Raw genomic sequence first — 24,626 nt, 5'->3', positions numbered from 1 at the left:
ACAAGACGGAGCGGCAGATGTTCCAAGAGATTTCTGATACCTTAACGGTCATGGCAAGTGAGGTGGGGTAAGGTGTTTAGATTAACCGGAAAATTAGCGATTTCTAATCTGATAAAAAATCGCAAACTTTATTATCCATTCGCTTTAGCCACTTGCTTAGCGGTAGCGATTTCCTATATTTTTAGTTCTTTAGCCTTTAATCCTCATTTGCAACAATTGCAAGGAGCAGACTCCATTGTGTTTGTCTTAGCTCTTGGTGTGATTATTGTGACAATTGCTGCGGCAATTATCGTTTTTTATGCTAATAGCTTTGTCATGAAAAATCGCTCCAAAGAGTTAGGACTTTACGGGATGCTGGGTCTAAACAAACGCCATCTCTTTATCATGACGTTTATTGAGTTATTCATTTTAGGGATAACAACTGTTACTATTGGAATTAGTCTTGGTGTTGTTTTTGATAATTTAATTTACGCTTTCCTCCTGAAATTGATGGGGTTAAAAGTTGTCTTGGTTTCCACTTTCCAATTGCCTGTTCTAATTTTTGTTGTAGCAACCTATGCCTGTATCTTTGCGGGCTTAGTGGTTATCAACGGCTTTCGTATTATGCGTTTCAATGCCTTGCAGTTGGCGAAGGAAAAGAGTAGCGGTGAGAAAAAAGGCCGATTTTTATGGTTGCAAACCATTGCTGGTCTTGCCTCTCTTGCGTGCGGATACTATTTGGCCTTAAATGTGAAAAATCCTTTGGCAGCTATCTTTATCTTTTTTGTAGCGGTTCTCTTTGTTATCTTAGCAACTTATCTGCTGTTTAATGCGGGTGTTACAGTGTTTTTACAGTTACTAAAAAAGAACAAAGGTTATTATTATCAACCTAATAACTTAATTTCTGTGTCCAATCTGATTTTTCGGATGAAGAAAAATGCGGTTGGACTGGCAACGATTTCGATTCTTTCAACGATGGTTTTGGTGACTTTGTCTGGAGGGATTAATGTCTATGCGGGCAGCCAATATTTGCAAAAAGTCTTATTTCCGAATGATTTTTCCGTACGAGGAAAGGGTGCTCATGCTAAGCAACTAGAACAGGTCTTGACTGAATTTGCTCATGAAAATAAACTCCATGTTACTAAGCGGCAGGCTTACCAGTATTATTCCATGGGAATCAAGTCTCAGAAGGGAAAACAATTTGATATTTATGCTAAGGGTGAACAACAATTTTCACCACAGGCTTACATTCTGCTGTTTTCCACTGATGATTATCAGAAAATGACTGGCAAAACATTGCATTTAAAAGATAATGAGACAGCAGTTTTTGCAAAGGGAATGAACATTTTACAAAGTCAGCCGCTCAAACTAGCTGGTCAGACGTTAACTGTTAAGAGAATCTTGAAGAATGATTTTGTCGTTGGTAATATTCAAGATCAGTATAATATCATTATCCCTCAGTCACTTTTTATGGTTGTCAATCATCCTGAACGATTAGAGGCTATAGAAAAGGATAAATGGAATATTAATCCAGAATTATATGGTGGCTTGAATATCGAAGCTTCTGATAAAACCAAAGCAAAGCTGGATAAAATTTATCAAAAGAAATTACGGAACTTTAATCAGACTTTGCCAGATCCAGCAGGTGTTTATGGAAATACAAAAGCAATTTCTAATCAAGAAATCATGAGTATGTTAGGTGGTATTTTCTTTATTGGTATTTTCCTTTCAATTGTCTTTATGTTGGGGACTGTTTTGATTATTTACTACAAACAAATTTCAGAAGGCTTTGAAGATCGTGAGCGTTTTGTCATTTTGCAAAAGGTTGGTCTGGACGAAAAACAAACTTATCAAACAATTCGCAAGCAAGTGCTGACTGTCTTCTTTTTGCCACTTGCCTTTGCTTTCGTGCATCTGGCTTTTGCTTATCACATGCTGAGCCTCATGCTGAAAGTGCTCGGAGTACTGAATGCCACTTTGATGCTCGAAGTAACGCTCGGTGTCTGTGTTGTCTTCTTCATTGTGTATATTTTAGTATTTCTTGTCACATCACGCAGTTATCGAAAGATTGTGTCGATGTAAGTTGGAGATTAGTGATAAGCATAATGAAAAATGTTATTGACATAGTAATTAAAACAGGAGTAAGTTAAATCTTACTCTTGTTTTAATTTCCTTCATAAAAAATAGTCTGTCGGATTCCTTTTTAGTTGCTTTTATGGTAGAATAATTCAATCTAGGAAATTGGAGTTTGGGATGGGTATATTTAGAAAAAAAGATGTTAGTCGAGATCGGACTAGCATGCGGCGTCATTTACGATTGTTGGATTTGATTTTGTTGGGAATTGGCGCTATGGTAGGAACGGGGATTTTTACGATTACTGGAACGGCAGCTGCCACATTAGCTGGTCCTGCTTTAGTTGTTTCGATTATTATTTCTGCTCTTTGCGTGAGTATGTCTGCTTTCTTTTATGCAGAATTTGCGTCAAGAATTCCTGCAAATGGGGGTGCTTATAGTTATCTTTATGCTGTTCTTGGTGAGTTTCCAGCTTGGATAGTAGGCTGGCTGACCATTATGGAATTTATGACAGCTGTATCTAGCGTGGCATCTGGTTGGGCATCCTATTTGAAAGGTTTGCTGAATGGATTTGGTTTGAGTATGCCCAAGATGCTCAATGGAACCTTTAATCCGCAGGCGGGGACTTATATAGATTTACTGCCGATACTGGTTTTGGTATTTGTAACTGGTGTGGTGCTGTTAAATTCTAGAGCAGCTTTGCGGTTTAATTCTGCTTTGGTTGTCTTGAAGTTCTCGGCACTTGCTCTTTTTATTCTGGCAGGAATCTTCTTTATTAAGCCTGAAAATTGGTCTCATTTTGCTCCATTTGGGTTTGGTAAACTGTATGGTGGTGAAGTTGGTATTATGGCTGGTGCTTCTCTGATGTTCTTTGCCTTTTTGGGTTTTGAGTCCATATCTATGGCGGTGGACGAGATAAAGGAGCCACAAAAAAATGTTCCACGAGGGATTGTGTTGTCTCTATCCATTGTAACAGTTCTTTATATATTAGTGACATTGGTTTTGACAGGGATTGTTCACTACAGCCAGTTAGATGTAGCCGATGCAGTCGCTTTCGCCCTTCGTAGTGTGGGGCTTAGCTGGGCGGCTAATTATGTGTCGGTAGTGGCTATTTTGACGTTGATTACTGTCTGCATTTCCATGACTTATGCTCTGTCGCGCATGATTTATAGCATTGCGCGTGATGGTTTGCTGCCAAAGTCCTTTAGAAAATTAACTGCTACTAGCCGAGTTCCGAAAAATGCTACGATTTTGGTGGGAATAGCTGCAGCAGTTTGTGCGGGGATGTTTCCTTTAGCAAGTATTGCCTCCTTTTTGAATATCTGTACATTGGCTTATTTGATGTTGTTAGCAGTTGCTATTCTGAAGCTTCGAAAGGACAAAGGGCTTCCTCAAGCAGGGGAATTTAAAACTCCTTTGGTACCTTTGACGCCTATCCTATCGATTATTATCTGCCTGTCTTTCATGAGCCAATATGGCTCTGACACTTGGCTAGCATTTGGGCTTGCTTTACTAGTCGGAACGATAATCTATTTTATCTATGGCTACCACCATTCGGAAATCAATTGATGAGTTTTAATCCAGACAGCCAGCTAGGCTGTTTGTTGATATAATAGAAGCAGAAATGAGGTGTTTTGATGATTTGTCATGCAAAATTGTCAGATGCAGCAGCTATCCAAAAAATCAACTTGGAGATCTTGGGTTACAATTATGATGTTGGAGCAACGAAAGCTCAATTAGCACGAGTTTTGCAGCAGCCAGAACAGATTATTTTAGTAGCCAAAAACCAAGCTGGACAAGTGATTGGCTATGCTCATGCAGCTAGCTATGATTGCCTCTATTTTCCGCCTTTACTCAACCTGTTGGCATTAGCAGTTGACAAAGATTTTCAAGGTCAGGGATATGGCAAAGCTTTGATGCAGGCCATTCGTGAAGAGGGTGTGGCAGCTGGTTACACAGGTATTCGAATAAACTCTGGTATTTCACGAATGAAGGCTCATGAGTTTTATCGAAAATTGGGTTGTGAGGAAAAAGCTGATCAGAAACGTTTTTATTGGGAATTTTGAGAAAGGACATCTATGAAGATTGAACCATTAAGGCAAAGTAATGCAGAAGAAATTGCTAATAATTGGCATTATGAAGGAATTTATAGCTTTTATGATATGCAAGCAGATCCTGAGGATTATGAAGAAATTTTATCTCCTGAAGCGCGTGGCAATCACTATTATCAAATTCTCAAAAATGATGAATTGTATGGTTTTTTCTGTCTTTTCCCAGTTGGTAAAGACAAGCAAGAACTAGGTTTAGGGATGAAGCCAGAGTATTGTGGTAAAGGTCAAGGGGAAGAGTTTTTACAAACCATTCTGCAGTTTATTGAAGAAAATATCTCAGTAAAAAGCCTAACTCTCTCAGTTGCAGATTTTAATCAAATAGCTCAAAAGCTCTATCTTCATTGTGGTTTCAACGTGATTGGGCGGCAGCCTCAGGAAAGCAATGGCGATAGTTACCTTTTTGTCAAAATGGAAAAGGAGTTGAAATGAGAGTTGCGGTTATCCAAGGAACCACTCGAAGAAATATGAATTCGCTGCTATTTGAATCTGTAAAAAAAGCAGTCCAAGCGTCTGACGAAGTGCTAAATTTTGGTATTTTTGAGGAGGAGAACGAGCAGTATTCTTATGTTGAGATAGCGATGATGATTAGTCTCTTAATCGAAAGTGGAGCAGTGGATTTTGTTGTAACAGGTTGCTCTTCAGGTCAAGGTATGATGCTTGCCTGTAATAGTTTACCAGGTCTTTTGTGTGGCTATATAGAGACCCCACAAGATGCTTTCCTCTTTGGACGAATCAATGGAGGAAATGTTGCTTCCCTGCCATTAGGGTTGAATTTTGGTTGGCAAGGAGAATTGGACCTACAATATACATTGGATAAATTATTTGATGGTGAGTTTGGTATGGGTTATCCTGAAAATGAAGCAGAAAGAAAACGGTTGGAAGCAAGTAGCTTAAAGGACCTGAATCAGTTGACGAAACGAAGTTGGGAAGAATTAGTAGAACAACTTCCAACTGATACTTTCACTAAATTGTTGCAAAGAAAGATAGTGATGAATGCTATTATAACGAATGGAACCAATGAAGAGTTCATCCGTTTGCTGAAAGAAAAAATAGGTAAAAAGTGAAATGAAAAAGCGGAGGCACTAAGTAGATGTCCCTACACATTTCATTATCTTTGCAATTTTGACTGTTTATGGTAAAAATTGAGCTTGACATTATAACGTCATTTTAAAACAATAAAAAGACTGGGATTTCCAGTCTTGTCTTGTTTTATGCTAATGTTGTAATATTGACTGCTTGAAGACCACGCTGACCTTCTTCAATGTTAAACATTACTTTGTCACCTTCATTCAGTGATTTGAATCCGTCGGATTGAATCGCTGAAAAGTGAGCAAAAACGTCTGGTCCATTGTCCTGTGAAATAAAACCATAGCCTTTTTCAGCATTGAACCATTTTACTGTACCTTGTGTCATACATCTTACTTCCTTTCTCTAAAAGATTGTGTAAAAAATAGAAAAAGTAAAGATGAAAAACAAAAATACTTACTCAAAATTCCTTTACTCTTGCTAGTCTAGCAAAAGTAGCAGCAAAAGGCAAGGAAAAAACAGCGTAGGACATCATATTTTGCTATACTAGTTATATGAAAAGAAGAAAGGGGTATAAGATAATGACATTTGAAGAAATTTTACCAGGTCTGAAAGCTAAGAAGAAATACGTTCGTACTGGTTGGGGTGGGGCAGAGAACTACATCCAGCTTTTTGACAGCATTGAACAAAATGGAGTGACACTTGATGTGACTCCGTACTTTCTTATCAACGTGTCAGGCGAAGGAGAGGGCTTTTCCATGTGGAGCCCGACTCCTTGTGATGTCTTAGCAGATGACTGGGTGGAAGTTCATGACTAAGACAGTATTGGTGACGGGAGTCAGTTCAGGAATTGGACGGGCACAGGCACAGCTCTTTTTGGGAAATGGCTTCCGTGTTTATGGTGTAGATCAATCTGAACATCCGAATCTAATGGGCGATTTTCATTTTTTACAGAGAGACTTGACAGCATCGCTTCAGCCGATTTTTGACTGGTGTCCGCAGGTAGATGTCCTCTGCAATACAGCTGGAGTACTAGATGATTATAAACCTTTACTGGAGCAGACTGCTCAAGAAATCCAAGAAATTTTCGAGATTAACTATGTGACACCGGTAGAATTAACTCGTTATTATCTGACACAGATGTTGAAGAAAAATTCAGGCATCATTATCAATATGTGCTCTATCGCATCGAGTTTAGCTGGTGGTGGCGGTCATGCTTATACCTCTTCTAAGCATGCTTTAGCAGGATTTACCAGGCAATTAGCACTTGATTATGCTGAAGCAAGAATTCAGATTTTTGGAATTGCACCAGGAGCAGTCAAAACCAAGATGACTGCGGCAGATTTTGAACCAGGTGGCTTAGCAGATTGGGTGGCAAATGAAACCCCTATTAAGCGTTGGATAGAACCAGAGGAAGTAGCTGAGTTGACTCTATTTCTCGCCTCAGGAAAAGCTCAGCCCATGCAGGGCGAAATTCTCAAAATCGATGGTGGCTGGAGTTTGAAGTGAGGGAATCAAAGGTGAAAGCAATGAAGACTAAGTATTTTTACTCTTGGTCTAAAAACATGGTTGTTTACGGCTTGGATGCTGGCCTAGGGAAGCTCTTCATAAATGAATCTGAGACAGCCTGCCTATACCAATTAGGAAATTTCATCTTTCCGGCTGGTCAGGCGGATTCAGATTTTTGGCAGGAGTATAGCACTAAATATAGCTTGGCTGACAAGGTCATTATCTCCGAGGAGCTTAGTTGGAAGGAGTTCTTGGATAGCCAGAGTGAGCTGCATCGGTTTACTCGCTATGCTTTTGCGGACAGGGTCGACTTTGACACAGAGGCTTTGGAGAAATGGCAGAGCAGGATACCAGCAAACTGCCAACTTTTTCTGATTGATGAAACGAGATATGAGCGTCTAGCTGAGGAAGTTTGGTCCCAGGATTTACAGGGTGACTTTGCTGATTTTAAACAGTTTCAAGCAGCGGGTGGTTTTGGCTTTATACTCTGTTCGGGAGAAGAAATCATTGCTGCTGTATCAACAGGATTGGTCTATCAAGGAGCCCTTGAGATTGAAATTGCCACAAAGCCAGCATACCAAGGGCAGGACTTGGCCAAAATCCTAGGAGCCCAGATGATTCTAGAAGCTCAAAAGCGCTCACTCTTTCCTCTATGGGATGCGCACAATAGAGCTTCCAAGAAGGTTGCAGAAAGCCTCGGCTATCAGTGCCTAGGAGCTTATCCGGCTTATGAATGGAAAGGGAGTTTTGACCAATGAAGAAAAACCAAACCTATTTCTTAAAAGACATCATTGAGGCTGTAAAATCGGAAAAGCTAGATGATGATTTCTGTTTGTATGATAAGGACAAGGGAAGATTGAATTTTCAGACTAGCTACTTGCTTGCTGATTATCCTCAAGTGGTGGATGCTAAGGATGTTTACCCTACACAGGTAAGGGAGCAAGAACTGGAGCTGATTTATTATGGTGAAGATTTTGCGGATGTTCTCTAATCAGTCATGGAGCAGAAAGCAGAAGCGACTGATGAAGAGTGCTTGCAGGCTCTGCTTTACTATTATGAGCATGATGACTTTTTAGATTTTGAATGAGAAGCTTTATTGACTTTGATAAAGATACAGATTTGTAGGAAGATTTTTTATAAATAATAATTTTCACTTTAGAAAGGCAGGAGTAAATATGACTCCAAAAGAAATGTGGCAGGCATATAGGAAAATCAATCCAGCTATTGGCGATAAAATCAATGCTTGGGCATTTGGTGTAGAACCAGACCAGCTAGCTGATTTGGTGCTGCGTGGAGAGAAGACAGCGACAGCTTCGGCTTATGAACTTTATAAGATTGAAAATGAACCCTTGCCGCAAGCAGGAACCTTTGATGTCATCTTAGACAGTCAGGGCAGGGCCGTCTGTATCATTAAAATTACTAAAGTCTCTGTAGTGCCTTTTTGTCAGGTCTCAGCAGACCATGCTTTCAAGGAAGGAGAGGGAGACAAATCATTGACTTATTGGCAGCAAGTCCATCAGGAACTTTTTACAGAGTGGTTGGCAGAAGTCGGTTTGGAATTTTCGCAAGAAAGCGGTGTTGTCTTAGAAGAATTTCACAAGGTTTATCCGCTATAAAAGATGTAAATTAAAGCATTACAGAGAGAATCTTAACAAATGATACAAAAAGTGATATAATAAAGTAAATTTACTTTGATAAAAGGAACTATTATGACAAATTATGCAATTATTTTAGCAGCTGGAAAAGGCACTCGTATGAAATCAGATCTACCAAAAGTGCTCCACAAAGTTGCTGGAATTTCCATGTTAGAACATGTGTTTAGAAGTGTTACTGCCATTGCACCAAGAAAGACTGTGACGGTGATTGGGCACAAAGCAGAAATGGTTGAGCAAGTATTGGCAGGTCAGACAGAATTTGTCCGTCAGACCGAGCAGTTGGGAACTGGTCATGCAGTTATGATGGCAGAGCCTGCACTGAAAGGACTGGCAGGACAAACATTGGTGATTGCAGGAGACACTCCTTTAATTACAGGAGAAAGCCTGAAAAATCTGATTGACTTTCATATCAATCACAAGAATGTTGCAACGATTTTGACAGCAGAAGCGGAAAATCCATTTGGTTATGGTCGGATTGTCCGTAATCAGCATGGAGAAGTACTCAAAATTGTGGAGCAAAAAGATGCTTCGGATTTTGAAAAACAAATCAAGGAAATCAATACTGGAACTTACGTTTTTGATAATGCTCGTCTCTTTGAGGCATTGAAAAATATCAACACCAATAATGCGCAAGGAGAATACTACATCACAGATGTAATCAGCATTTTCCGTGAAAATGGTGAAAAAGTCGGCGCTTATACTCTGAAAGATTTTGATGAAAGTCTGGGAGTTAATGACCGCATAGCGTTGGCAACAGCAGAAGGCATTATGCATCGGCGCATCAATCAAGCTCACATGCTAAATGGTGTTAGTTTTGTTAATCCAGAAGGGACTTATATTGATGTAGATGTAGAAATTGAACCAGAAGTCCAAATTGAAGCCAATGTTACCTTGAAAGGAAAAACGAAAATTGGTGCAGGCAGCATTTTGACAAACGGTACGTATATCGTTGACTCTATTATCGGAGAACAAACTGTGATTACAAATTCGATGATTGAGGAGTCTACAGTTGCAGATGGTGTAACGGTAGGACCTTACGCTCATGTCCGTCCAAATTCACATCTTGCTAAAAATGTACATGTAGGAAATTTCGTTGAAGTGAAAGGCTCTTCTATCGGTGAAAATACCAAAGCTGGACACTTGACCTATATTGGAAATTCTGAAGTGGGAGCGAATGTTAATTTTGGTGCTGGAACGATTACAGTGAATTATGATGGACAGCATAAATTTAAGACAGTCATTGGAAATAATGTTTTTGTAGGTTCTAATTCGACCATTATTGCGCCAGTGGAGCTTGGAGACAATTCTCTTGTCGGTGCAGGCTCAACCATTACTAAGGATGTACCAGCAGACGCTATTGCCATCGGACGTGGACGTCAGATTAACAAAGATGAATACGCAAAACGCTTGCCACATCATCCAGATAATAAGTAGGAACGGCTATGGATTTTGAAGAAAAAACGCTAAAACGAACAGAAATTTATCAAGGTCCTATTTTTAACCTTGTCAAGGATAAAGTTCAGCTACCGGCTGGAAAAGGGACAGCTTACCGTGATTTGATTTTCCATAATGGTGCTGTAGCAGTTATTGCGTTAGCCCCAGAAGACAAAATGATTTTGGTCAAGCAGTACCGCAAAGCTATTGAAGCAACCTCTTATGAAATTCCGGCAGGCAAGTTAGAAGTCGGTGAAAATGCGGATCCTAAAGCTGCTGCTTTGCGTGAATTGGAAGAAGAGACCGGCTATACAGGTGAATTGGAACTGCTCTATGATTTCTATTCGGCGATTGGCTTTTGCAATGAGCGAATCAGACTTTATAGTGCTAGCCATTTGACAAAAGTTGAAAATCCTCGTCCACAAGATGAGGACGAGACGTTAGAACTCTATGAAGTGACCTTGGAAGAAGCGAAAGCTCTCCTTGCTAGTGGTGGTATTTGTGATGCAAAAACTATTATTGCACTCCAATATTGGGAAATGAAAATGAATCGAAGATAGGGGAACGCTTATGGGAAGACCTTTATTAACAGATGAAATGATTGAAAGGGCAAATCGTGGTGAAGATATTTCAGGTCCACCTTTGCATGATGAGGAAGAAACCAAAATTTTAAAAACGACCAGAAGTCAATTTGGTTATTCCTCTCAAAATAGTGGCTTCAATCAAGATACGCTGCAAATTGATGTGGAACCAACGGTAACCAAAAGCCGACGCATTGAAAATGCAAAACGTGGAGTATTTCAAGCGAAATTAAACAAAATTCTATTTTGGATTGTCCTGCTTTTGATGGCTTTGATTGCTGCTATTATTTGGCTATAAAAAAGCGAGAAGCTTAGACTTTCGCTTTTTTTATGATAGAATGAGAGGAAATAATGAAAATCGGAATTATTGCAGCTATGCCTGAGGAATTAAAAATCTTAGTGGAAAACTTAGAAAATGCTGAAAAACACTTACGTTTGGGGCATGTTTACCATACAGGAAGTATCGGTCGACATGAAGTCGTGCTGGTAGAAAGCGGCATCGGCAAGGTCATGTCTGCTATGAGTGTAGCTGTTTTGGTCAATGACTTCAAGGTTACAGCTGTCATCAATACAGGTTCTGCTGGAGCGGTGGCAGAAGGTCTGGCTATCGGCGATATTGTAGTTGCTGACCGTCTAGTATACCACGATGTAGATGTAACAGCTTTTGGTTATGAATACGGACAAATGGCACGGCAGCCGCTTTATTTTGAAGCTAGTCGCTATCTGGTTGCTGAAATGAAGAAAGTTTTGGAAAAGACACATCAGACGAGTCGTGTTGGTTTGATTGCGACAGGTGACAGCTTTGTTGCCGGTCAAGATAAGATTAATCGCATCAAGGAGCATTTTCCAGATGTCTTAGCTGTCGAGATGGAAGGCGCTGCTATTGCCCAAGCTACTCACTCGATTGGCCTACCTTTTATGGTTCTCCGAGCTATGAGCGACACTGCTAGTCATGATGCTAATGTTACTTTTGATGAGTTCATTCTTGAAGCTGGTAAACGTTCTGCAGAAACACTGATTCAGTTTCTGAAAGAGTTGGTTTAAATAGGGGAGGAGATAGTATGTACAAAGAGTCTTATTTTGATGGTGGTCTATTTTCTTATATTGGTCATGCTATTTTAGCTATCTTGATTACAGTTTTGACGCTAGGTATCTGTGCACCTTGGGGCATGTGTATCCTATATAATTGGAAGGTAAAGCATACGGTCATTGACGGGCACCGTCTCTATTTTGACGGTACGGCCATGCAGCTTTTTGGAAATTGGATTAAGTGGTGGCTCTTGACGCTTATTACTTTTGGTATTTATGGTTTTTGGCTTAATATCAAACTGACCCAGTGGATTACTAAGCATACTCATCATGCGAATTGAGAACAAGCAAGCGAGACTTAAGTGGCTCGCTTTTCCTTTTCTTCTGTCTTGCCAAAAAATCTCTTTTGATGGTATAATCAAGGAACTGCAATCAATGATAGAGGAGAAAAGATGAGTATTTTAGAAGTAAAAAATCTCAGCCACGGTTTTGGTGACAGGGCTATTTTTGAGGATGTATCCTTCCGTCTACTCAAGGGTGAGCATATCGGCTTGGTTGGTGCTAATGGTGAGGGGAAGTCAACCTTTATGAGCATTGTGACAGGGAAAATGCTACCGGACGAGGGTAAGGTTGAGTGGTCTAAATATGTAACTGCTGGCTATCTGGATCAGCATGCTGTGTTGGAGCAAGGCCAGTCTGTCCGCGATGTCTTGCGCACGGCTTTTGACGAGCTTTTCAAGACAGAGGCTCGTATCAATGAAATCTATATGGGCATGGCTGAGGAAGGAGCCGATGTTGATGCTCTTATGGAGGAAGTGGGCGAGCTACAGGATCGCTTGGAGAGCCGAGATTTCTATACTCTAGATGCTAAGATTGACGAGGTCGCACGAGCATTAGGTGTTATGGACTACGGCATGGAGAGTGATGTGACAGAGCTATCTGGTGGGCAACGGACTAAGGTTCTCTTGGTTAAGCTGCTTCTGGAAAAACCGGATATCCTACTCTTGGATGAGCCAACCAACTATCTGGATGTTGAGCACATTGACTGGCTTAAACGCTACCTACAGAACTATGAAAATGCCTTTGTTCTGATCTCGCACGATATTCCTTTCTTAAACAATGTGATCAATATCGTCTACCATGTGGAAAATCAGCATCTGACTCGTTATTCTGGAGATTATTATCAGTTTCAGGAAGTCTATGAAATGAAAAAATCTCAACTGGAAGCAGCCTATGAACGGCAGCAGAAGGAAATTGCTGATTTAAAAGACTTCGTAGCGCGCAACAAAGCCCGTGTAGCTACTCGGAATATGGCAATGTCCCGTCAGAAAAAGCTGGATAAGATGGACATCATTGAGCTGCAGAGTGAAAAGCCCAAGCCTTCCTTTGACTTCAAATCTGCTCGCACGCCTGGTCGCTTTATCTTTCAAACTCAGGATTTGAAAATTGGTTACGATCGTCCATTAACTTCACCGCTTAATTTAACTTTTGAGCGTAATCAGAAAGTTGCCATTATAGGAGCTAACGGAATCGGAAAAACCACCCTGCTAAAGAGTTTGCTAGGTATCATTCCTCCAATAGCTGGTCAAGTAGAACGTGGAGACTATCTGGAATTGGGTTATTTCGAGCAGGAAGTTGAAAGCGGCAATCGTCAGACGCCGCTCGAAGCAGTCTGGAACGCCTTCCCAGCTCTTAATCAGGCAGAAGTTCGAGCAGCTCTGGCTAGATGTGGTCTAACTTCTAAGCATATCGAAAGTCAGATTCAAGTCCTATCCGGAGGGGAGCAGGCCAAGGTTCGCCTTTGCCTCCTCATGAACCGAGAAAATAATGTTCTGGTGCTGGACGAGCCGACCAACCACCTGGATGTAGATGCCAAGGAAGAGCTGAAGCGAGCTCTGAAAGAATACAAGGGCAGCATTCTCATGGTCTGCCACGAGCCTGATTTCTATGAAGGCTGGATGGATCAGATTTGGGATTTTAATCAATTAACGTAAGAATAAACAAAACGGGGGGTGGGATAAAAATCGGTATTTCGTAAGAAATCTATTTTACCATCTTACCTCTGCAAGGTCTAGTAGGTCCGTAAAAGCTGAAGCATTAGCGCATTAGAGCCCACTCAACTACTGTGTATAGAAAGCAAACGAGTCTGGAACATTTTTGTTCCAGACTCTGTTTTGTCTTTATTTCTTAAATGTATAATCTTTGATGATTTCAATTTTCTCAATTTTAATCTCTTTTTTGGGTTTATCGTTTTCACTGGTTTCTGTTGTAGCAATTTTATCTACAACTTCCATACCAGAAGTAACTTGTCCAAAAACTGTATAATCGCCGTCTAAGCTAGGATTCCCCCCTTTTTTATAGGCTTCAATGATTTTTTCAGGATAAGCCTCGCTTGATAGTCTGCTAGAATTATCTTTATTGTTTTGATTGATAAAGAATTGGCTACCGTTAGAATTTGGATCTGAAGAACGAGCCATTGATAACGCACCACGGATATTGTAGAGATAAGGAGAAATCTCTGTTTTAAATCCGCTTCCAGAATCAATCTTTTCATTCTTTCCTTTCCAAATTGATTCCCCGCCAGTACCATTTCCTAGGGGATCTCCTGTTTGAATCATAAAATCTTTGATGACACGATGGAAAATCAAGCCATTGTAATAACCTTCTTTAGCATGAGTCAAGAAATTTTCTACAGCCAGCGGAGCATATTTAGGAAAAAGTTTTAGAGTGATAGCACCTTCCGTCGTTGTTATTTTCACTTGTGCTTCATTATCTGCGACTTTATCAGACAATTGTGGGAAAGAGATATTCTTATCTGTCAATACTTTTTTTCGTTCTTCAGCTAATTTATCTGTGGTATCTGAGCTGGATGTTGTTGTACTTGATCCCGAAGTCTCATTTCCCCGAATAGCTTTTTTTATGCTGCCACAGCCTGTTAAAAATAAGGCTCCAGCCAATGCTAAAATGAGTAATTTTTTCATACATGTCCTTTCTGAATTTAAAACTATTCACATTTTACTATAAACAAGCTAATTTTTCAAATCTTTTGAGGGTTATCTATGCTAACTAAAAGGCACTATCGGGCTCTTTTTTTGTACTAAAACAGCGTTTAGCAATAAAGAAATGAGGCATTTGCTGCCTGAGAATTTTAGGAAATCATTATTTTTTACAGTCCTCATGTGTAGCATGAGGGTTTTGGAAATGAGCATTTTGTAGTTGTCTGTTGTAGGGCATTTTTGGGGGATTCATTTAGCAATGGGATATGTGCCAGGATTGTTTATCGCTTTTTTCTTGGACCTACTTGTAGCAGAATCAGTTGTAAAAGAACTTGCTTTTAAATTTTTAACGGAATACCATAAAACTTGGTAGAAAATTATTCTTGTTTCAGGTGGTATGGTTCTGATCATGGTTTCACCGATGCCTTTTTATGGTATATTTTTTAACAGCGTACCGCTTTCACTAGCCAATTATCTAGGAACTTGGCTAACCAATTTTATTGTAGCTTTTCTTTTGAATTTTCTGATTGTTGGACCAATTTCTCACTTTATTCTAGGTCGATTGCAAAAGTAATGTTTTTAATCCTGCTGACGATGAATTTTTGACAATTAGTATACGGAAATTCTTTATTAGATTAATTTAATGATAAACATTTTATGTTATAATAAATCTATAAAGGAGGGATAGAGAATGGCTAAAAGATTGACAAGAGACGTGCGAAATAAAAAAATTGCGGGTGTTTGTGCAGGTGTTGCAAATTATTTTGACATTGATCCTACCATTGTACGACTAATCTGGGGAGTAGCATTTTTTGTATATGGAATCGGTCTGATCCCTTACTTGATTTTGTGGTTTGTCTTGCCAGAAGATGATGGGAATGATGATGTGATTTGGAAGTAAGCAATGTTGTTTAAAAAGTGGAAACATGGAACTTCTACTTTTTTTCTTGCATTGGATTAGTGTGTGATTTGTGATATAATAAAGTTTATGGCAAATAAGAAAAATAGTAAGAAAGGTCGGACAACAAGACGGCCGACAAAAGCAGAATTAGAACGTCAAAAAGCTATTCGAAGGATGTTAGTAACTTTCGGAGTTGCTTTTTTGCTTCTTTTTGCAGCCTTAAAATGGGGTGCCGTTGGAATCACTCTTTACAACCTTATTCGATTGTTAGTAGGAAGTTTGGCCTATATGGCTATTATAGGTAGTCTCATTTATCTTTTCTTTTTTAAGTGGGTCAATAAGCATGAAGGTTATAAATCAGGCTTTTTCAGTATTTTTATTGGCTTTCTACTCATATTTCAAGCTTATTTTGTAAATATTTTAAATTTAAAAGAGCAGGTTCTGAGTATAACCTTGTCACGGATTTTAACAGATTTAAGCTCATTTAAAGTCAGTGCTTTTGCTGGTGGCGGTTTATTAGGAGCTGCTCTTTATGCTCCTGTGGCCTTTTTATTTTCAAATATTGGTTCTTACTTTATTGGTGTTCTCTTGATATTGTTAGGTTTCCTTCTTATCAGTCCATATTCAATTTATGATATTTTTGAAAAATTAAGTGAAGTTTATCATACATGGAATGAAAAGCGGGAAGCGAAGCGCCAACAACGATTTGTGGAGAAAGAAGAAAAAGCTGCACAGGAAACAATGAATGCTATTCAGATGGAGCAAGATGAATCTCAAATTGATCCTGAAATGGGAGAAATTTTAAATGATGATGTTTTGGCGCATACTCCGATTCAATTTGAAGAGGGAGAACCGGAAATCTACGATTATGATGAGGATATAACTGAGAAATCACACGAAGAAGATCAGCAAGATGATATAGATGAAGATGTGGAAGTGAATTTCACTCCTAAAGAAAGTTTCGATTACAAACTGCCAACGATCAATTTGTTTGCGCCTGATAAGCCTAAAAATCAATCAAAAGAAAAGAAAATTGTCCGCGGAAATATCAAGATTTTAGAAGAAACCTTTGCTAGCTTTGGTATTCGTGCTACTGTTGAACGAGCTGAAATCGGACCATCTGTGACTAAGTATGAAGTTAAACCAGCTGTCGGCGTGCGGGTTAATCGTATTTCCAATCTTTCTGACGATTTAGCTTTGGCTTTGGCCGCTAAAGATGTGCGGATTGAGGCACCCATTCCAGGTAAATCTCTGGTCGGAATTGAAGTACCAAACTCAGAGATTGCGATGGTCACTTTCCGTGAACTCTGGGAACAGTCTAAGACAGATGATAAGAAATTACTCGAAATTCCTCTAGGAAAAGCCGTCAATGGATCTGTTCGGACGTTTGATTTGGCAAAAATGCCTCACTTGCTAGTAGCAGGATCGACTGGTTCAGGGAAATCTGTTGCAGTCAACGGCATTATTGCTAGTATTCTCATGAAAGCACGACCAGATGAAGTCAAGTTCATGATGGTCGATCCTAAAATGGTTGAATTGTCTGTTTATAATGATATTCCTCACTTGCTTATCCCCGTTGTGACTAACCCTCGCAAGGCGAGTCGAGCACTGCAAAAAGTGGTAGATGAAATGGAAAATCGTTATGAGCTCTTTTCTAAGGTCGGTGCTCGCAATATTGCAGGATACAATGCTAAGGTAGCTGAATACAATGCAAGTCAACCGGAATATAAACAAATTCCTCTTCCTTTGATTGTGGTCATTGTGGACGAGTTGGCAGACCTCATGATGGTAGCTAGCAAAGAAGTGGAAGATGCCATTATTCGCTTAGGGCAAAAGGCACGAGCAGCTGGGATTCATATGATTTTAGCTACCCAACGTCCGTCAGTTGATGTTATTTCTGGACTCATCAAGGCCAATGTTCCGTCACGAATTGCTTTTGCTGTCTCTAGCGGAACCGATAGTCGAACGATTCTAGATGAAAACGGCGCTGAGAAACTCTTGGGACGTGGGGATATGCTCTTTAAGCCGATTGATGAAAATCATCCTGTTCGTCTGCAAGGATCGTTCATTTCTGATGAAGATGTAGAGCGCATTGTAACCTTTGTCAAGAATCAGGCAGAAGCTGATTATGATGATAATTTTGACCCGGGAGAAGTATCTGAAAATGATATGGATTCAGGTAGCGAGAATGAACAAGGAGATCCACTCTTTGAAGAAGCCAAGGCTTTAGTTATAGAAACTCAAAAGGCCAGTGCTTCAATGCTCCAACGTCGATTGTCTGTCGGATTTAATCGTGCAACTCGGCTTATGGAAGAGCTAGAAGCTGCTGGTGTTATCGGACCAGCAGAAGGAACCAAGCCAAGAAAAGTGTTATTGAACAACTAAAAATGGACTGTGCTATTGAAAAGTTTATACTCCTTGAGGTTGAGATAAGAAGATTTTCTAATTTGTTTGATTGAAACAAATGTTCTTATGAAAAAAGTCATTTTTGTTGTAGAATCGCTTCTTTTCATCAACTTTCAAAAGTTCTGTAGAAAAAGTATGGAAAATCTCATGTTTTTCAATTCTGTAACTTTTCTACGGTTTAAACTCGACTTTTTTGATAAAATTAGACCATGACTTGTAAATGGAGGCTATATGTCAAAAGAGATACTTACAGGGCTTAGTCAAAAAGAAGTTAAAGCACGCGTCCAAAAAGGCTTGGTCAACGAAGTAACGGTTAGCACGGAAAAAACAACTTGGCAAATCATTCAGTCGAATGTGTTTACTTATTTTAATTTTATATTTTTTGTCCTTGCTGTGTTGCTAGTTATTGTACAATCATGGAATAATTTACTTTTTTTACCTATTGTTATTATTAATTCTTTGATTGGAATTGTTCAGGAATTAAGAGCTAGAAAAATATTGAGTAAAATGCAGTTGCTTCATCACAATACGGCAATTGCCATGCGAGACGGAAGAGAAGTTCAGCTAGACACGAAAGATCTAGTACAAGATGATCTCGTTCTTTTTTCCGCAGGCGATCAAATTTATGCAGACGCTTGCCTTGTATCAGGTGGTTTGAGGGTCAATGAAGCACAATTAACTGGTGAGGCTGACGAAATTGTAAAGAAAGAAAATGACACCATCATGTCAGGTAGTTTTGTCGTATCTGGCAAGGCTTATGCTCGTTTAGAAAAAGTAGGCGATGATTCTTACATCAATCAACTAACGTTGAAAGCTAAGGAAGTATCTGGAAAAGAAGAATCTGAAATGGTTCATTCTGTCAATAATCTGGTCAAGGCGATTGGATTTTTGATTATTCCTTTGGGACTCATCTTATTTTTCCAAAGCTATGTGACCAATCATGAAAGTTTTCAGGTTAGTATTGTCTCGACAGTAGGGGCGATTATTGGTATGATTCCAGAAGGTCTCTACCTGTTGATGACTTTAGCCTTAGCTTTAGGAGCGGTTAGTCTGGCGAGACAGAAAGTTTTGTTAAATAGCATGAAAGGGATAGAGTCTCTTTCTCGTGTGGATGTTTTGTGTGTAGATAAGACTGGGACCATTACGGAAAATACGATGAAGGTCACACAAATTTTTTCTGTCCATCAAAACGAAAATACCTCACGCGAAGCCCTTAAACAATATCTCGCTGCAAGTCCAGATGAGAATGAAACGATTGCAGCGATTCGAAACTTTTTTGTGTCAGAAATAGCAAAAGAGTCTTGGGCTGTATTGTCAACCTTTCCGTTTAGCTCAAAAAACAAATTTGGTGCCATTTGCTTTAACGAGGGAACCTTTATTTTAGGAGCTCCAGAATTTGTATTAAAAGAAAAACTGGAAGAATATCGCAGCTATATCCAAAAGTATGCAGAAAGTGGAACGCGGGTTCTTGTTTTTGCTGAGTCAAAAGAACAACCATTTACAGGTGAGTTAACTCAAACGATAGCACCACTATTATTTATCCTTTTGGAAAATCCAATTCGAGAAAATGCGGCTGAAACATTTTCATATTTTAATGTTCAAGGTGTGGAAGTTAAAGTTATCTCAGGAGATAATCCTGTCACAGTTGCGGCAGTTGCTGCCAAAGCAGAGATTCCTCATGCAGATAATTATATAGATGCACAAACGTTAGATACTGATGAAAAAATCACTCAAGCAGTTGAAAAATATACTATCTTTGGTCGAGTAACTCCTCAACAGAAACAAAAATTTGTTCAAGCGCTTCAAGCCAATCAGCACAAAGTCGCCATGACAGGGGATGGTGTAAATGATATCTTAGCGATGAAGACAGCAGATTGCAGCATTGCTATGGAATCTGGCAATAATGCTACTAAGCAAATTGCACAAGTTGTTCTGCTGGATTCTGATTTTTCACATATGCCCCACATTGTGACAGAGGGACGCAGAGTTGTCAATAACATTCAACGCTCTGCTAGCTTATTTCTTGTAAAAAATATTTTTTCCATTTCGCTAGCTATTTTATCTAGCTTGTTTGCTTTTACTTATCCATTACAAGCTTCCCAAATTTCTTTGATTAGTGCATTTACGATTGGAATTCCGGGATTTATGTTAGCTCTGGAACCGAATAAACAACGCATTCGAGGGCGTTTTATTAGAACAGTTTTGCAGAATGCTATACCGGCAGCGCTTGTTGATTTGCTAGCCGTTTTGATTGTCATGGTGTGCGGTCGAATTTTTCGATTATCTACGCAAGAAGTTGCAACTTCATCAGTTATCTTGTTAGCCGTAGTTGGTTTTATTATTATCATAAAACTAATCCAGCCACTTAATCGAATGAAAACGACGATAGTACTTTTTAATATTATTGGGTTAATAGTTTCAGGATTATTATTTCACTCTATCTTTTCTTTATCTAAAATCTCACCTATCACCATTATCCTCACAATCATTCTCTCTTTAATGTTAGAATCGCTAATGAGATTCTTTCAATATATTAGTAATCGATTATTTGCTACATGTGATCAATGGTTGAACAGATATCAAGCAGCAAAAAAAATATCGGAAATCTAAAACTTCCGATATTTTTTCATTTTGATAAAAACAAACCAATCACCATAGCGAGATATAGAAAGCAGGTCAAAATAAAACCAGCTCGCCAGAAGAATTTAAAAAATCTGGGATAGTAAAAACTGCGTTTAACTCTAAGAAAATAAACGGTAATAGCAATTGCTAAGGTAGAGAGCGCTAAAGTCAGCTCTGGCAATAAGCTGTGATAGAAAGCTTTATCTGAGATGACATAGAATTCTAGCACGAGAAGTGGAAAGGCCAAATCTGCAAAATTTAAGCCAAATTGTTTCAGACGAAATAATTTGGTGATAATAATAGTTAAAATAATAGTTAAAAAGATAAATAAAACAGAAGCTATTTTTAATAATGTCATAAGTTTATTTTACCATAAAAACTGGAGAAAGATAGAAAAATTTTTCGTGTTTTTTCTTGCAATTTAGCAGCTTTAGTGTATAATAGAAAAGTATGCATAAGCATACTTGTGGGAGGTAAAAATATTACGTTACCGCCAAAACCACAAAGGAGGATTTAAAAATGGCTAAAAAAGTCGAAAAACTTGTAAAATTGCAAATCCCTGCTGGTAAAGCTACTCCAGCTCCACCAGTTGGTCCTGCGCTTGGTCAAGCCGGTATCAATATCATGGGATTCACAAAAGAGTTCAACGCTCGCACAGCTGATCAAGCTGGCATGATTATTCCAGTTGTTATCTCTGTATACGAAGACAAATCATTTACTTTCGTTACAAAGACTCCACCAGCTGCTGTTCTTTTGAAAAAAGCTGCTGGTGTCGAAAAAGGATCAGGTACACCTAATAAAACGAAAGTTGCAACAGTTACTCGTGCACAAGTACAAGAAATTGCTGAAACGAAGATGCCAGATTTGAACGCTGCAAACCTTGAGTCTGCAATGCGTATGATCGAAGGTACTGCTCGTTCTATGGGATTCACTGTTGTTGACTAATCAATAACACCCAAACCCGCAAGACTTCATCAGACGAGAAGGACGTGGGAGATGAAAATCGATTGAACCACTTACAAGGAGAATAGAAAATGGCTAAAAAAAGCAAACAACTTCGTGCTGCTCTTGAAAAAATCGACAGCACAAAAGCATACAGTGTAGAAGAAGCTGTAGCACTTGCAAAAGAAACAAACTTTGCAAAATTTGACGCAACTGTAGAAGTTGCTTATAACTTGAACATTGATGTAAAAAAAGCGGATCAACAAATCCGTGGTGCAATGGTTCTTCCAAACGGAACTGGTAAAACTCAGCGTGTGCTTGTGTTCGCACGCGGTGCAAAAGCAGAAGAAGCAAAAGCTGCTGGTGCAGACTTTGTTGGTGAAGATGATCTTGTTGCAAAAATCAATGACGGCTGGTTGGACTTTGACGTAGTAATCGCTACACCTGACATGATGGCACTTGTAGGTCGCCTTGGACGTGTCCTTGGTCCTCGTAACCTGATGCCAAACCCTAAAACTGGTACTGTAACAATGGACGTTGCAAAAGCAGTTGAAGAGTCTAAGGGGGGTAAGATTACTTACCGCGCAGACCGTGCAGGTAACGTACAAGCTATTATTGGTAAAGTTTCATTTGAAGCTGACAAGTTGGTTGAAAACTTTAAAGCATTCCACGATGTGATTGCCAAAGCAAAACCAGCTACTGTAAAAGGAACATACATGACAAATCTTACTATCACTACTACTCAAGGTGTAGGTATTAAGGTTGATGTCAACTCGCTTTAATTTAAGAATAAAAACTCTATCGATGGATAGGGTTTTTTATGAATAACTCATATTTAAATGGAGTTTATCAGACTGATAAAAATAGCAGATAAAAGCAACAACATTTTTGGAATAAATCAATTAATCTATTAAGAGAAAAAAGGATATGCTACATACATTATTGAAGTAGGAGTCAGTCAAAAAACTAAATTTCTTTTGTTAATTTTGATATTTTAAAAAATAGGACTATATAAAAATTAGAAATTATGGTAAAATAGTACAGATAAAATAAGGAGAGTAAAAATGGTAGTCCCGAAATATAAACGTATTTTAATCAAGTTATCAGGTGAAGCTCTTGCTGGTGAGAAAGGGATAGGAATTAACATTTCAACCGTTCAAAAAATGGCAGAGGAAATCAAGGAAGTGCATGATTTGGGTATTGAAATCGCCCTTGTTATCGGTGGTGGGAATCTCTGGCGTGGAGAGCCTGCGGCAGAAGCAGGAATGGATCGTGTGCAGGCTGACTATACTGGAATGCTTGGGACCGTTATGAATGCTTTGGTGATGGCTGATTCATTGCAACAAGTAGGTGTGGATACTCGTGTCCAAACTGCGATTGCAATGCAGCAAGTGGCAGAACCTTACATTCGTGGACGAGCACTTCGCCATCTGGAAAAAGGTCGTATCGTCATTTTTGGTGCCGGTGTTGGCTCACCTTATTTCTCAACGGATACAACAGCTGCCCTTCGTGCGGCCGAGATTGAAGCTGATGCGATTCTTATGGCGAAAAACGGTGTTGATGGGGTCTATAATGCAGATCCAAAGAAAGATAAGACAGCTGTGAAGTTTGATGAATTGACTCACCGTGATGTGATTAACAAAGGATTGCGGATTATGGATTCAACAGCTTCTACCCTTTCAATGGACAATGATATTGATCTTGTTGTGTTCAATATGAACGAATCTGGTAATATTAAACGGGTTGTTTTCGGAGAACAAATCGGAACAACTGTTTCAAATAATGTAGAAAAAGAAGAGGATTAAGTTATGGCAAATGCAATTGTAGAAAAAGCGAAAGAAAGAATGACCCAATCACATCAAAGTTTAGCGCGTGAATTTGGTAGTATTCGTGCTGGGCGTGCGAATGCTAGTCTTTTAGATCGCATTACAGTAGAATACTATGGAGTGGAAACTCCGCTCAATCAAATTGCTTCTATCACAATTCCAGAAGCGCGTGTGTTATTGGTAACACCTTTTGATAAATCATCTATCAAAGATATTGAACGTGCTTTGAATGCTTCTGATCTGGGTATTACACCTGCTAGTGATGGTTCTGTTATCCGCCTCGTCATTCCTGCTTTGACGGAAGAGACTCGTCGTGATTTGGCTAAAGAAGTAAAAAAAGTTGGAGAGAATGCTAAGATTGCTATCCGGAATATCCGCCGTGATGCTATGGATGAAGCGAAAAAGCAAGAAAAAGCAAAGGAAATTACTGAAGATGAACTGAAAGGTCTTGAAAAAGACATTCAAAAAGTGACAGATGACGCTGTTAAACACATCGATGAAATGACTTCTACTAAGGAAAAAGAATTGCTTGAAGTGTGATGTTTCTTTCCATGATTGAAAATGAAAAACTAAAACTCAGTTAGTTTGGCTAGCTGAGTTTCTTTTGAAAGGGAGCTGAAGCAATGCTCCTTTAAATGGTAGAAAGAGAAAAATGAATACAAATCTTGCAACATTTATAACAGGTCTAGTAACCGATGAAAACGATCGCTTTTACTTTGTTCAAAAGGATGGTCAGACTTATGCTTTAGCTAAAGAAGAAGGTGAGTATCAGCTAGGAGAAACGGTCAAAGGTTTTGTCTATAGTGATATGAAACAGAGACTTCGCCTGACGACTCTCGAAGTCACAGCAACTCAGACGACTTTTGGTTGGGGGATGGTAACAGAAGTTCGCAAAGATCTGGGGGTCTTTGTCGACACAGGACTTCCGGATAAGCAAATCGTAGTGTCGCTGGACATCTTGCCGGAGATAAAAGAACTCTGGCCAAAAAAAGGGGATCAGCTTTATATTCGCCTAGATGTCGATAAAAAAGACCGAATCTGGGGACTTTTGGCCTATCAGGAGGATTTTCAGCGCTTAGCGCGTCCTGCATACAATAATATGCAAAATCAAAATTGGCCAGCCATTGTTTATCGACTCAAACTCTCTGGCACCTTTGTTTATCTGCCGGAGAATAATATGCTGGGCTTTATCCACCCCAGCGAACGTTATACCGAGCCACGTCTCGGTCAAGTGCTAGATGTGCGGGTGATTGGCTTTCGGGAAGTTGATCGTACCCTCAATCTTTCACTCAAACCTCGCTCTTTTGAGATGCTGGAAAATGATGCTCAAATGATTCTGACATATCTAGAAAGTCAAGGAGGCTTTATGACTTTGAATGATAAGTCGTCCCCAGAGGATATAAAGACTACCTTTGGCATTTCCAAAGGACAGTTTAAAAAAGCTTTAGGCGGTCTGATGAAAGCTGGCAAAATCAAGCAGAATGGGACAGGGACAGAGTTGATTTAAAAAGAAAATGCTTGTTGTCAATTGAAACA

The 24,626-nt window shown here is 39.3% G+C and carries 26 protein-coding genes and 2 pseudogenes; 25 read left to right on the top strand and 3 right to left on the bottom strand.

What is annotated here, in order from left to right; all coding sequences use genetic code 11:
- From HMPREF2542_RS09710 to HMPREF2542_RS01970, 6 genes and pseudogenes are all read left to right on the top strand, one after another.
- Window positions 1-71 (top strand): annotated as a pseudogene (locus HMPREF2542_RS09710) (ABC transporter ATP-binding protein); the annotation flags it as partial.
- Between the two features lies 1 nt (window position 72).
- The gene (locus tag HMPREF2542_RS01990) at window positions 73-2,061 is read left to right on the top strand and encodes an ABC transporter permease (RefSeq protein WP_070484204.1); all 1,989 of its coding nucleotides are present in this window, start codon (window positions 73-75) and stop codon (window positions 2,059-2,061) included.
- 171 nt (window positions 2,062-2,232) lie between these two features.
- The gene (locus HMPREF2542_RS01985) at window positions 2,233-3,621 is read left to right on the top strand and encodes an APC family permease (RefSeq protein ID WP_070484201.1); all 1,389 of its coding nucleotides are present in this window, start codon (window positions 2,233-2,235) and stop codon (window positions 3,619-3,621) included.
- A 68-nt stretch (window positions 3,622-3,689) separates the two neighbouring features.
- A complete protein-coding gene (locus tag HMPREF2542_RS01980; protein ID WP_003073429.1) occupies window positions 3,690-4,118 on the top strand; it encodes a GNAT family N-acetyltransferase in 429 nt (142 codons plus the stop codon).
- 12 nt (window positions 4,119-4,130) lie between these two features.
- Entirely contained in the window at window positions 4,131-4,592 is a 462-nt protein-coding gene (locus tag HMPREF2542_RS01975) for a GNAT family N-acetyltransferase (RefSeq protein ID WP_058670262.1), read from the top strand.
- A complete protein-coding gene (locus tag HMPREF2542_RS01970) occupies window positions 4,589-5,227 on the top strand; it encodes an RpiB/LacA/LacB family sugar-phosphate isomerase (protein WP_058670263.1) in 639 nt (212 codons plus the stop codon). The genes HMPREF2542_RS01975 and HMPREF2542_RS01970 overlap by 4 nt, the downstream gene beginning before the upstream one ends.
- A 145-nt stretch (window positions 5,228-5,372) precedes the next feature.
- On the opposite strand, the gene HMPREF2542_RS01965 is transcribed toward HMPREF2542_RS01970, so the two are convergent.
- Entirely contained in the window at window positions 5,373-5,576 is a 204-nt protein-coding gene (locus HMPREF2542_RS01965) for a cold-shock protein (RefSeq protein ID WP_003069970.1), read from the bottom strand.
- A gap of 194 nt (window positions 5,577-5,770) precedes the next feature.
- On the opposite strand from HMPREF2542_RS01965, the gene HMPREF2542_RS01960 reads away from it, so the two are divergent.
- From HMPREF2542_RS01960 to HMPREF2542_RS01910, 11 genes and pseudogenes are all read left to right on the top strand, one after another.
- The gene (locus HMPREF2542_RS01960; protein WP_003028259.1) at window positions 5,771-6,007 is read left to right on the top strand and encodes a DUF2829 domain-containing protein; all 237 of its coding nucleotides are present in this window, start codon (window positions 5,771-5,773) and stop codon (window positions 6,005-6,007) included.
- Window positions 6,000-6,698, top strand: coding sequence for a 3-oxoacyl-ACP reductase (locus HMPREF2542_RS01955; RefSeq protein WP_049476599.1), 699 nt, complete (start codon window positions 6,000-6,002; stop codon window positions 6,696-6,698). The genes HMPREF2542_RS01960 and HMPREF2542_RS01955 overlap by 8 nt, the downstream gene beginning before the upstream one ends.
- A gap of 20 nt (window positions 6,699-6,718) precedes the next feature.
- On the top strand, window positions 6,719-7,456 hold the full coding sequence (locus HMPREF2542_RS01950; protein WP_058670409.1) for a GNAT family N-acetyltransferase: 738 nt from the start codon (window positions 6,719-6,721) through the stop codon (window positions 7,454-7,456).
- Window positions 7,453-7,785, top strand: a pseudogene (locus HMPREF2542_RS01945) (hypothetical protein). Before HMPREF2542_RS01950 ends, HMPREF2542_RS01945 begins: the two are co-directional and overlap by 4 nt.
- An 88-nt stretch (window positions 7,786-7,873) precedes the next feature.
- On the top strand, window positions 7,874-8,314 hold the full coding sequence (locus HMPREF2542_RS01940; protein WP_058670264.1) for an ASCH domain-containing protein: 441 nt from the start codon (window positions 7,874-7,876) through the stop codon (window positions 8,312-8,314).
- 93 nt (window positions 8,315-8,407) lie between these two features.
- Window positions 8,408-9,787, top strand: a complete 1,380-nt coding sequence (glmU, locus tag HMPREF2542_RS01935; RefSeq protein ID WP_049476597.1) for a bifunctional UDP-N-acetylglucosamine diphosphorylase/glucosamine-1-phosphate N-acetyltransferase GlmU — start codon at window positions 8,408-8,410, stop codon at window positions 9,785-9,787.
- Window positions 9,788-9,795: 8 nt separating this feature from the next.
- Window positions 9,796-10,347, top strand: coding sequence for an NUDIX hydrolase (locus HMPREF2542_RS01930; RefSeq protein ID WP_058670265.1), 552 nt, complete (start codon window positions 9,796-9,798; stop codon window positions 10,345-10,347).
- Window positions 10,348-10,357: 10 nt separating this feature from the next.
- The gene (gene macP / locus HMPREF2542_RS01925; protein ID WP_003034247.1) at window positions 10,358-10,666 is read left to right on the top strand and encodes a cell wall synthase accessory phosphoprotein MacP; all 309 of its coding nucleotides are present in this window, start codon (window positions 10,358-10,360) and stop codon (window positions 10,664-10,666) included.
- 53 nt (window positions 10,667-10,719) lie between these two features.
- Complete coding sequence (locus tag HMPREF2542_RS01920) at window positions 10,720-11,412, top strand: 5'-methylthioadenosine/adenosylhomocysteine nucleosidase (protein ID WP_049476596.1); 693 nt, start codon at window positions 10,720-10,722, stop codon at window positions 11,410-11,412.
- Window positions 11,413-11,429: 17 nt separating this feature from the next.
- Window positions 11,430-11,738, top strand: coding sequence for a DUF898 family protein (locus HMPREF2542_RS01915; protein WP_049476595.1), 309 nt, complete (start codon window positions 11,430-11,432; stop codon window positions 11,736-11,738).
- 111 nt (window positions 11,739-11,849) lie between these two features.
- Window positions 11,850-13,391 (top strand): ABC-F family ATP-binding cassette domain-containing protein, encoded by a 1,542-nt coding sequence (locus HMPREF2542_RS01910; protein ID WP_058670266.1) that lies wholly within the window; start codon window positions 11,850-11,852, stop codon window positions 13,389-13,391.
- Between the two features lie 186 nt (window positions 13,392-13,577).
- On the opposite strand, the gene HMPREF2542_RS01905 is transcribed toward HMPREF2542_RS01910, so the two are convergent.
- Window positions 13,578-14,378 carry a peptidylprolyl isomerase gene (locus HMPREF2542_RS01905; protein ID WP_058670267.1) on the bottom strand — a complete coding sequence of 267 codons (801 nt, stop codon included), beginning with the start codon at window positions 14,376-14,378 and terminating at the stop codon, window positions 13,578-13,580.
- Between the two features lie 706 nt (window positions 14,379-15,084).
- Between HMPREF2542_RS01905 and HMPREF2542_RS01900 the strand changes: the two genes are divergently transcribed.
- The 3 genes from HMPREF2542_RS01900 (at window position 15,085) to HMPREF2542_RS01890 (ending at window position 20,310) form a co-directional block, all read left to right on the top strand.
- The gene (locus HMPREF2542_RS01900) at window positions 15,085-15,294 is read left to right on the top strand and encodes a PspC domain-containing protein (protein WP_003032121.1); all 210 of its coding nucleotides are present in this window, start codon (window positions 15,085-15,087) and stop codon (window positions 15,292-15,294) included.
- A gap of 87 nt (window positions 15,295-15,381) precedes the next feature.
- A complete protein-coding gene (locus tag HMPREF2542_RS01895; RefSeq protein WP_058670268.1) occupies window positions 15,382-17,679 on the top strand; it encodes a DNA translocase FtsK in 2,298 nt (765 codons plus the stop codon).
- Between the two features lie 252 nt (window positions 17,680-17,931).
- Window positions 17,932-20,310, top strand: coding sequence for a cation-translocating P-type ATPase (locus HMPREF2542_RS01890; protein WP_058670269.1), 2,379 nt, complete (start codon window positions 17,932-17,934; stop codon window positions 20,308-20,310).
- A gap of 16 nt (window positions 20,311-20,326) precedes the next feature.
- On the opposite strand, the gene HMPREF2542_RS01885 is transcribed toward HMPREF2542_RS01890, so the two are convergent.
- On the bottom strand, window positions 20,327-20,680 hold the full coding sequence (locus HMPREF2542_RS01885) for a DUF3397 domain-containing protein (RefSeq protein ID WP_003069942.1): 354 nt from the start codon (window positions 20,678-20,680) through the stop codon (window positions 20,327-20,329).
- Window positions 20,681-20,841: 161 nt separating this feature from the next.
- Between HMPREF2542_RS01885 and rplK the strand changes: the two genes are divergently transcribed.
- From rplK to cvfB, 5 genes are all read left to right on the top strand, one after another.
- The gene (gene rplK, locus HMPREF2542_RS01880; protein WP_003025466.1) at window positions 20,842-21,267 is read left to right on the top strand and encodes a 50S ribosomal protein L11; all 426 of its coding nucleotides are present in this window, start codon (window positions 20,842-20,844) and stop codon (window positions 21,265-21,267) included.
- Window positions 21,268-21,356: 89 nt separating this feature from the next.
- Window positions 21,357-22,046, top strand: coding sequence for a 50S ribosomal protein L1 (rplA, locus tag HMPREF2542_RS01875; protein ID WP_003073378.1), 690 nt, complete (start codon window positions 21,357-21,359; stop codon window positions 22,044-22,046).
- A 282-nt stretch (window positions 22,047-22,328) separates the two neighbouring features.
- The gene (gene pyrH, locus HMPREF2542_RS01870; protein ID WP_003069937.1) at window positions 22,329-23,069 is read left to right on the top strand and encodes a UMP kinase; all 741 of its coding nucleotides are present in this window, start codon (window positions 22,329-22,331) and stop codon (window positions 23,067-23,069) included.
- Window positions 23,070-23,072: 3 nt separating this feature from the next.
- Window positions 23,073-23,630, top strand: a complete 558-nt coding sequence (frr, locus tag HMPREF2542_RS01865) for a ribosome recycling factor (RefSeq protein ID WP_003069936.1) — start codon at window positions 23,073-23,075, stop codon at window positions 23,628-23,630.
- 112 nt (window positions 23,631-23,742) lie between these two features.
- A complete protein-coding gene (cvfB, locus tag HMPREF2542_RS01860; protein WP_049476590.1) occupies window positions 23,743-24,597 on the top strand; it encodes an RNA-binding virulence regulatory protein CvfB in 855 nt (284 codons plus the stop codon).
- Window positions 24,598-24,626: the final 29 nt, after the last annotated feature.

It is taken from the genome of Streptococcus sp. HMSC034B05 (assembly GCF_001809055.1).
In the GTDB taxonomy this organism is placed as follows: Bacteria; Bacillota; Bacilli; order Lactobacillales; family Streptococcaceae; genus Streptococcus; species Streptococcus constellatus.
Note: the sequence above shows the minus strand (reverse complement) of the source record. Positions and strands in the feature narration are given on the sequence as shown.

What these genes read in the sequence shown, in the direction of transcription:
- HMPREF2542_RS01985 (WP_070484201.1), top strand. Translation starts at nt 2,233, where the DNA reads ATGGGTATATTTAGAAAAAAAGATGTTAGTCGAGATCGGACTAGCATG.
- HMPREF2542_RS01980 (WP_003073429.1), top strand. Translation starts at nt 3,690, where the DNA reads ATGATTTGTCATGCAAAATTGTCAGATGCAGCAGCTATCCAAAAAATC.
- HMPREF2542_RS01975 (WP_058670262.1), top strand. Translation starts at nt 4,131, where the DNA reads ATGAAGATTGAACCATTAAGGCAAAGTAATGCAGAAGAAATTGCTAAT.
- HMPREF2542_RS01970 (WP_058670263.1), top strand. Translation starts at nt 4,589, where the DNA reads ATGAGAGTTGCGGTTATCCAAGGAACCACTCGAAGAAATATGAATTCG.
- HMPREF2542_RS01965 (WP_003069970.1), bottom strand. Translation starts at nt 5,576, where the DNA reads ATGACACAAGGTACAGTAAAATGGTTCAATGCTGAAAAAGGCTATGGT.
- HMPREF2542_RS01960 (WP_003028259.1), top strand. Translation starts at nt 5,771, where the DNA reads ATGACATTTGAAGAAATTTTACCAGGTCTGAAAGCTAAGAAGAAATAC.
- HMPREF2542_RS01955 (WP_049476599.1), top strand. Translation starts at nt 6,000, where the DNA reads ATGACTAAGACAGTATTGGTGACGGGAGTCAGTTCAGGAATTGGACGG.
- HMPREF2542_RS01950 (WP_058670409.1), top strand. Translation starts at nt 6,719, where the DNA reads ATGAAGACTAAGTATTTTTACTCTTGGTCTAAAAACATGGTTGTTTAC.
- HMPREF2542_RS01940 (WP_058670264.1), top strand. Translation starts at nt 7,874, where the DNA reads ATGACTCCAAAAGAAATGTGGCAGGCATATAGGAAAATCAATCCAGCT.
- glmU (WP_049476597.1), top strand. Translation starts at nt 8,408, where the DNA reads ATGACAAATTATGCAATTATTTTAGCAGCTGGAAAAGGCACTCGTATG.
- HMPREF2542_RS01930 (WP_058670265.1), top strand. Translation starts at nt 9,796, where the DNA reads ATGGATTTTGAAGAAAAAACGCTAAAACGAACAGAAATTTATCAAGGT.
- macP (WP_003034247.1), top strand. Translation starts at nt 10,358, where the DNA reads ATGGGAAGACCTTTATTAACAGATGAAATGATTGAAAGGGCAAATCGT.
- HMPREF2542_RS01920 (WP_049476596.1), top strand. Translation starts at nt 10,720, where the DNA reads ATGAAAATCGGAATTATTGCAGCTATGCCTGAGGAATTAAAAATCTTA.
- HMPREF2542_RS01915 (WP_049476595.1), top strand. Translation starts at nt 11,430, where the DNA reads ATGTACAAAGAGTCTTATTTTGATGGTGGTCTATTTTCTTATATTGGT.
- HMPREF2542_RS01910 (WP_058670266.1), top strand. Translation starts at nt 11,850, where the DNA reads ATGAGTATTTTAGAAGTAAAAAATCTCAGCCACGGTTTTGGTGACAGG.
- HMPREF2542_RS01905 (WP_058670267.1), bottom strand. Translation starts at nt 14,378, where the DNA reads ATGAAAAAATTACTCATTTTAGCATTGGCTGGAGCCTTATTTTTAACA.
- HMPREF2542_RS01900 (WP_003032121.1), top strand. Translation starts at nt 15,085, where the DNA reads ATGGCTAAAAGATTGACAAGAGACGTGCGAAATAAAAAAATTGCGGGT.
- HMPREF2542_RS01895 (WP_058670268.1), top strand. Translation starts at nt 15,382, where the DNA reads ATGGCAAATAAGAAAAATAGTAAGAAAGGTCGGACAACAAGACGGCCG.
- HMPREF2542_RS01890 (WP_058670269.1), top strand. Translation starts at nt 17,932, where the DNA reads ATGTCAAAAGAGATACTTACAGGGCTTAGTCAAAAAGAAGTTAAAGCA.
- HMPREF2542_RS01885 (WP_003069942.1), bottom strand. Translation starts at nt 20,680, where the DNA reads ATGACATTATTAAAAATAGCTTCTGTTTTATTTATCTTTTTAACTATT.
- rplK (WP_003025466.1), top strand. Translation starts at nt 20,842, where the DNA reads ATGGCTAAAAAAGTCGAAAAACTTGTAAAATTGCAAATCCCTGCTGGT.
- rplA (WP_003073378.1), top strand. Translation starts at nt 21,357, where the DNA reads ATGGCTAAAAAAAGCAAACAACTTCGTGCTGCTCTTGAAAAAATCGAC.
- pyrH (WP_003069937.1), top strand. Translation starts at nt 22,329, where the DNA reads ATGGTAGTCCCGAAATATAAACGTATTTTAATCAAGTTATCAGGTGAA.
- frr (WP_003069936.1), top strand. Translation starts at nt 23,073, where the DNA reads ATGGCAAATGCAATTGTAGAAAAAGCGAAAGAAAGAATGACCCAATCA.
- cvfB (WP_049476590.1), top strand. Translation starts at nt 23,743, where the DNA reads ATGAATACAAATCTTGCAACATTTATAACAGGTCTAGTAACCGATGAA.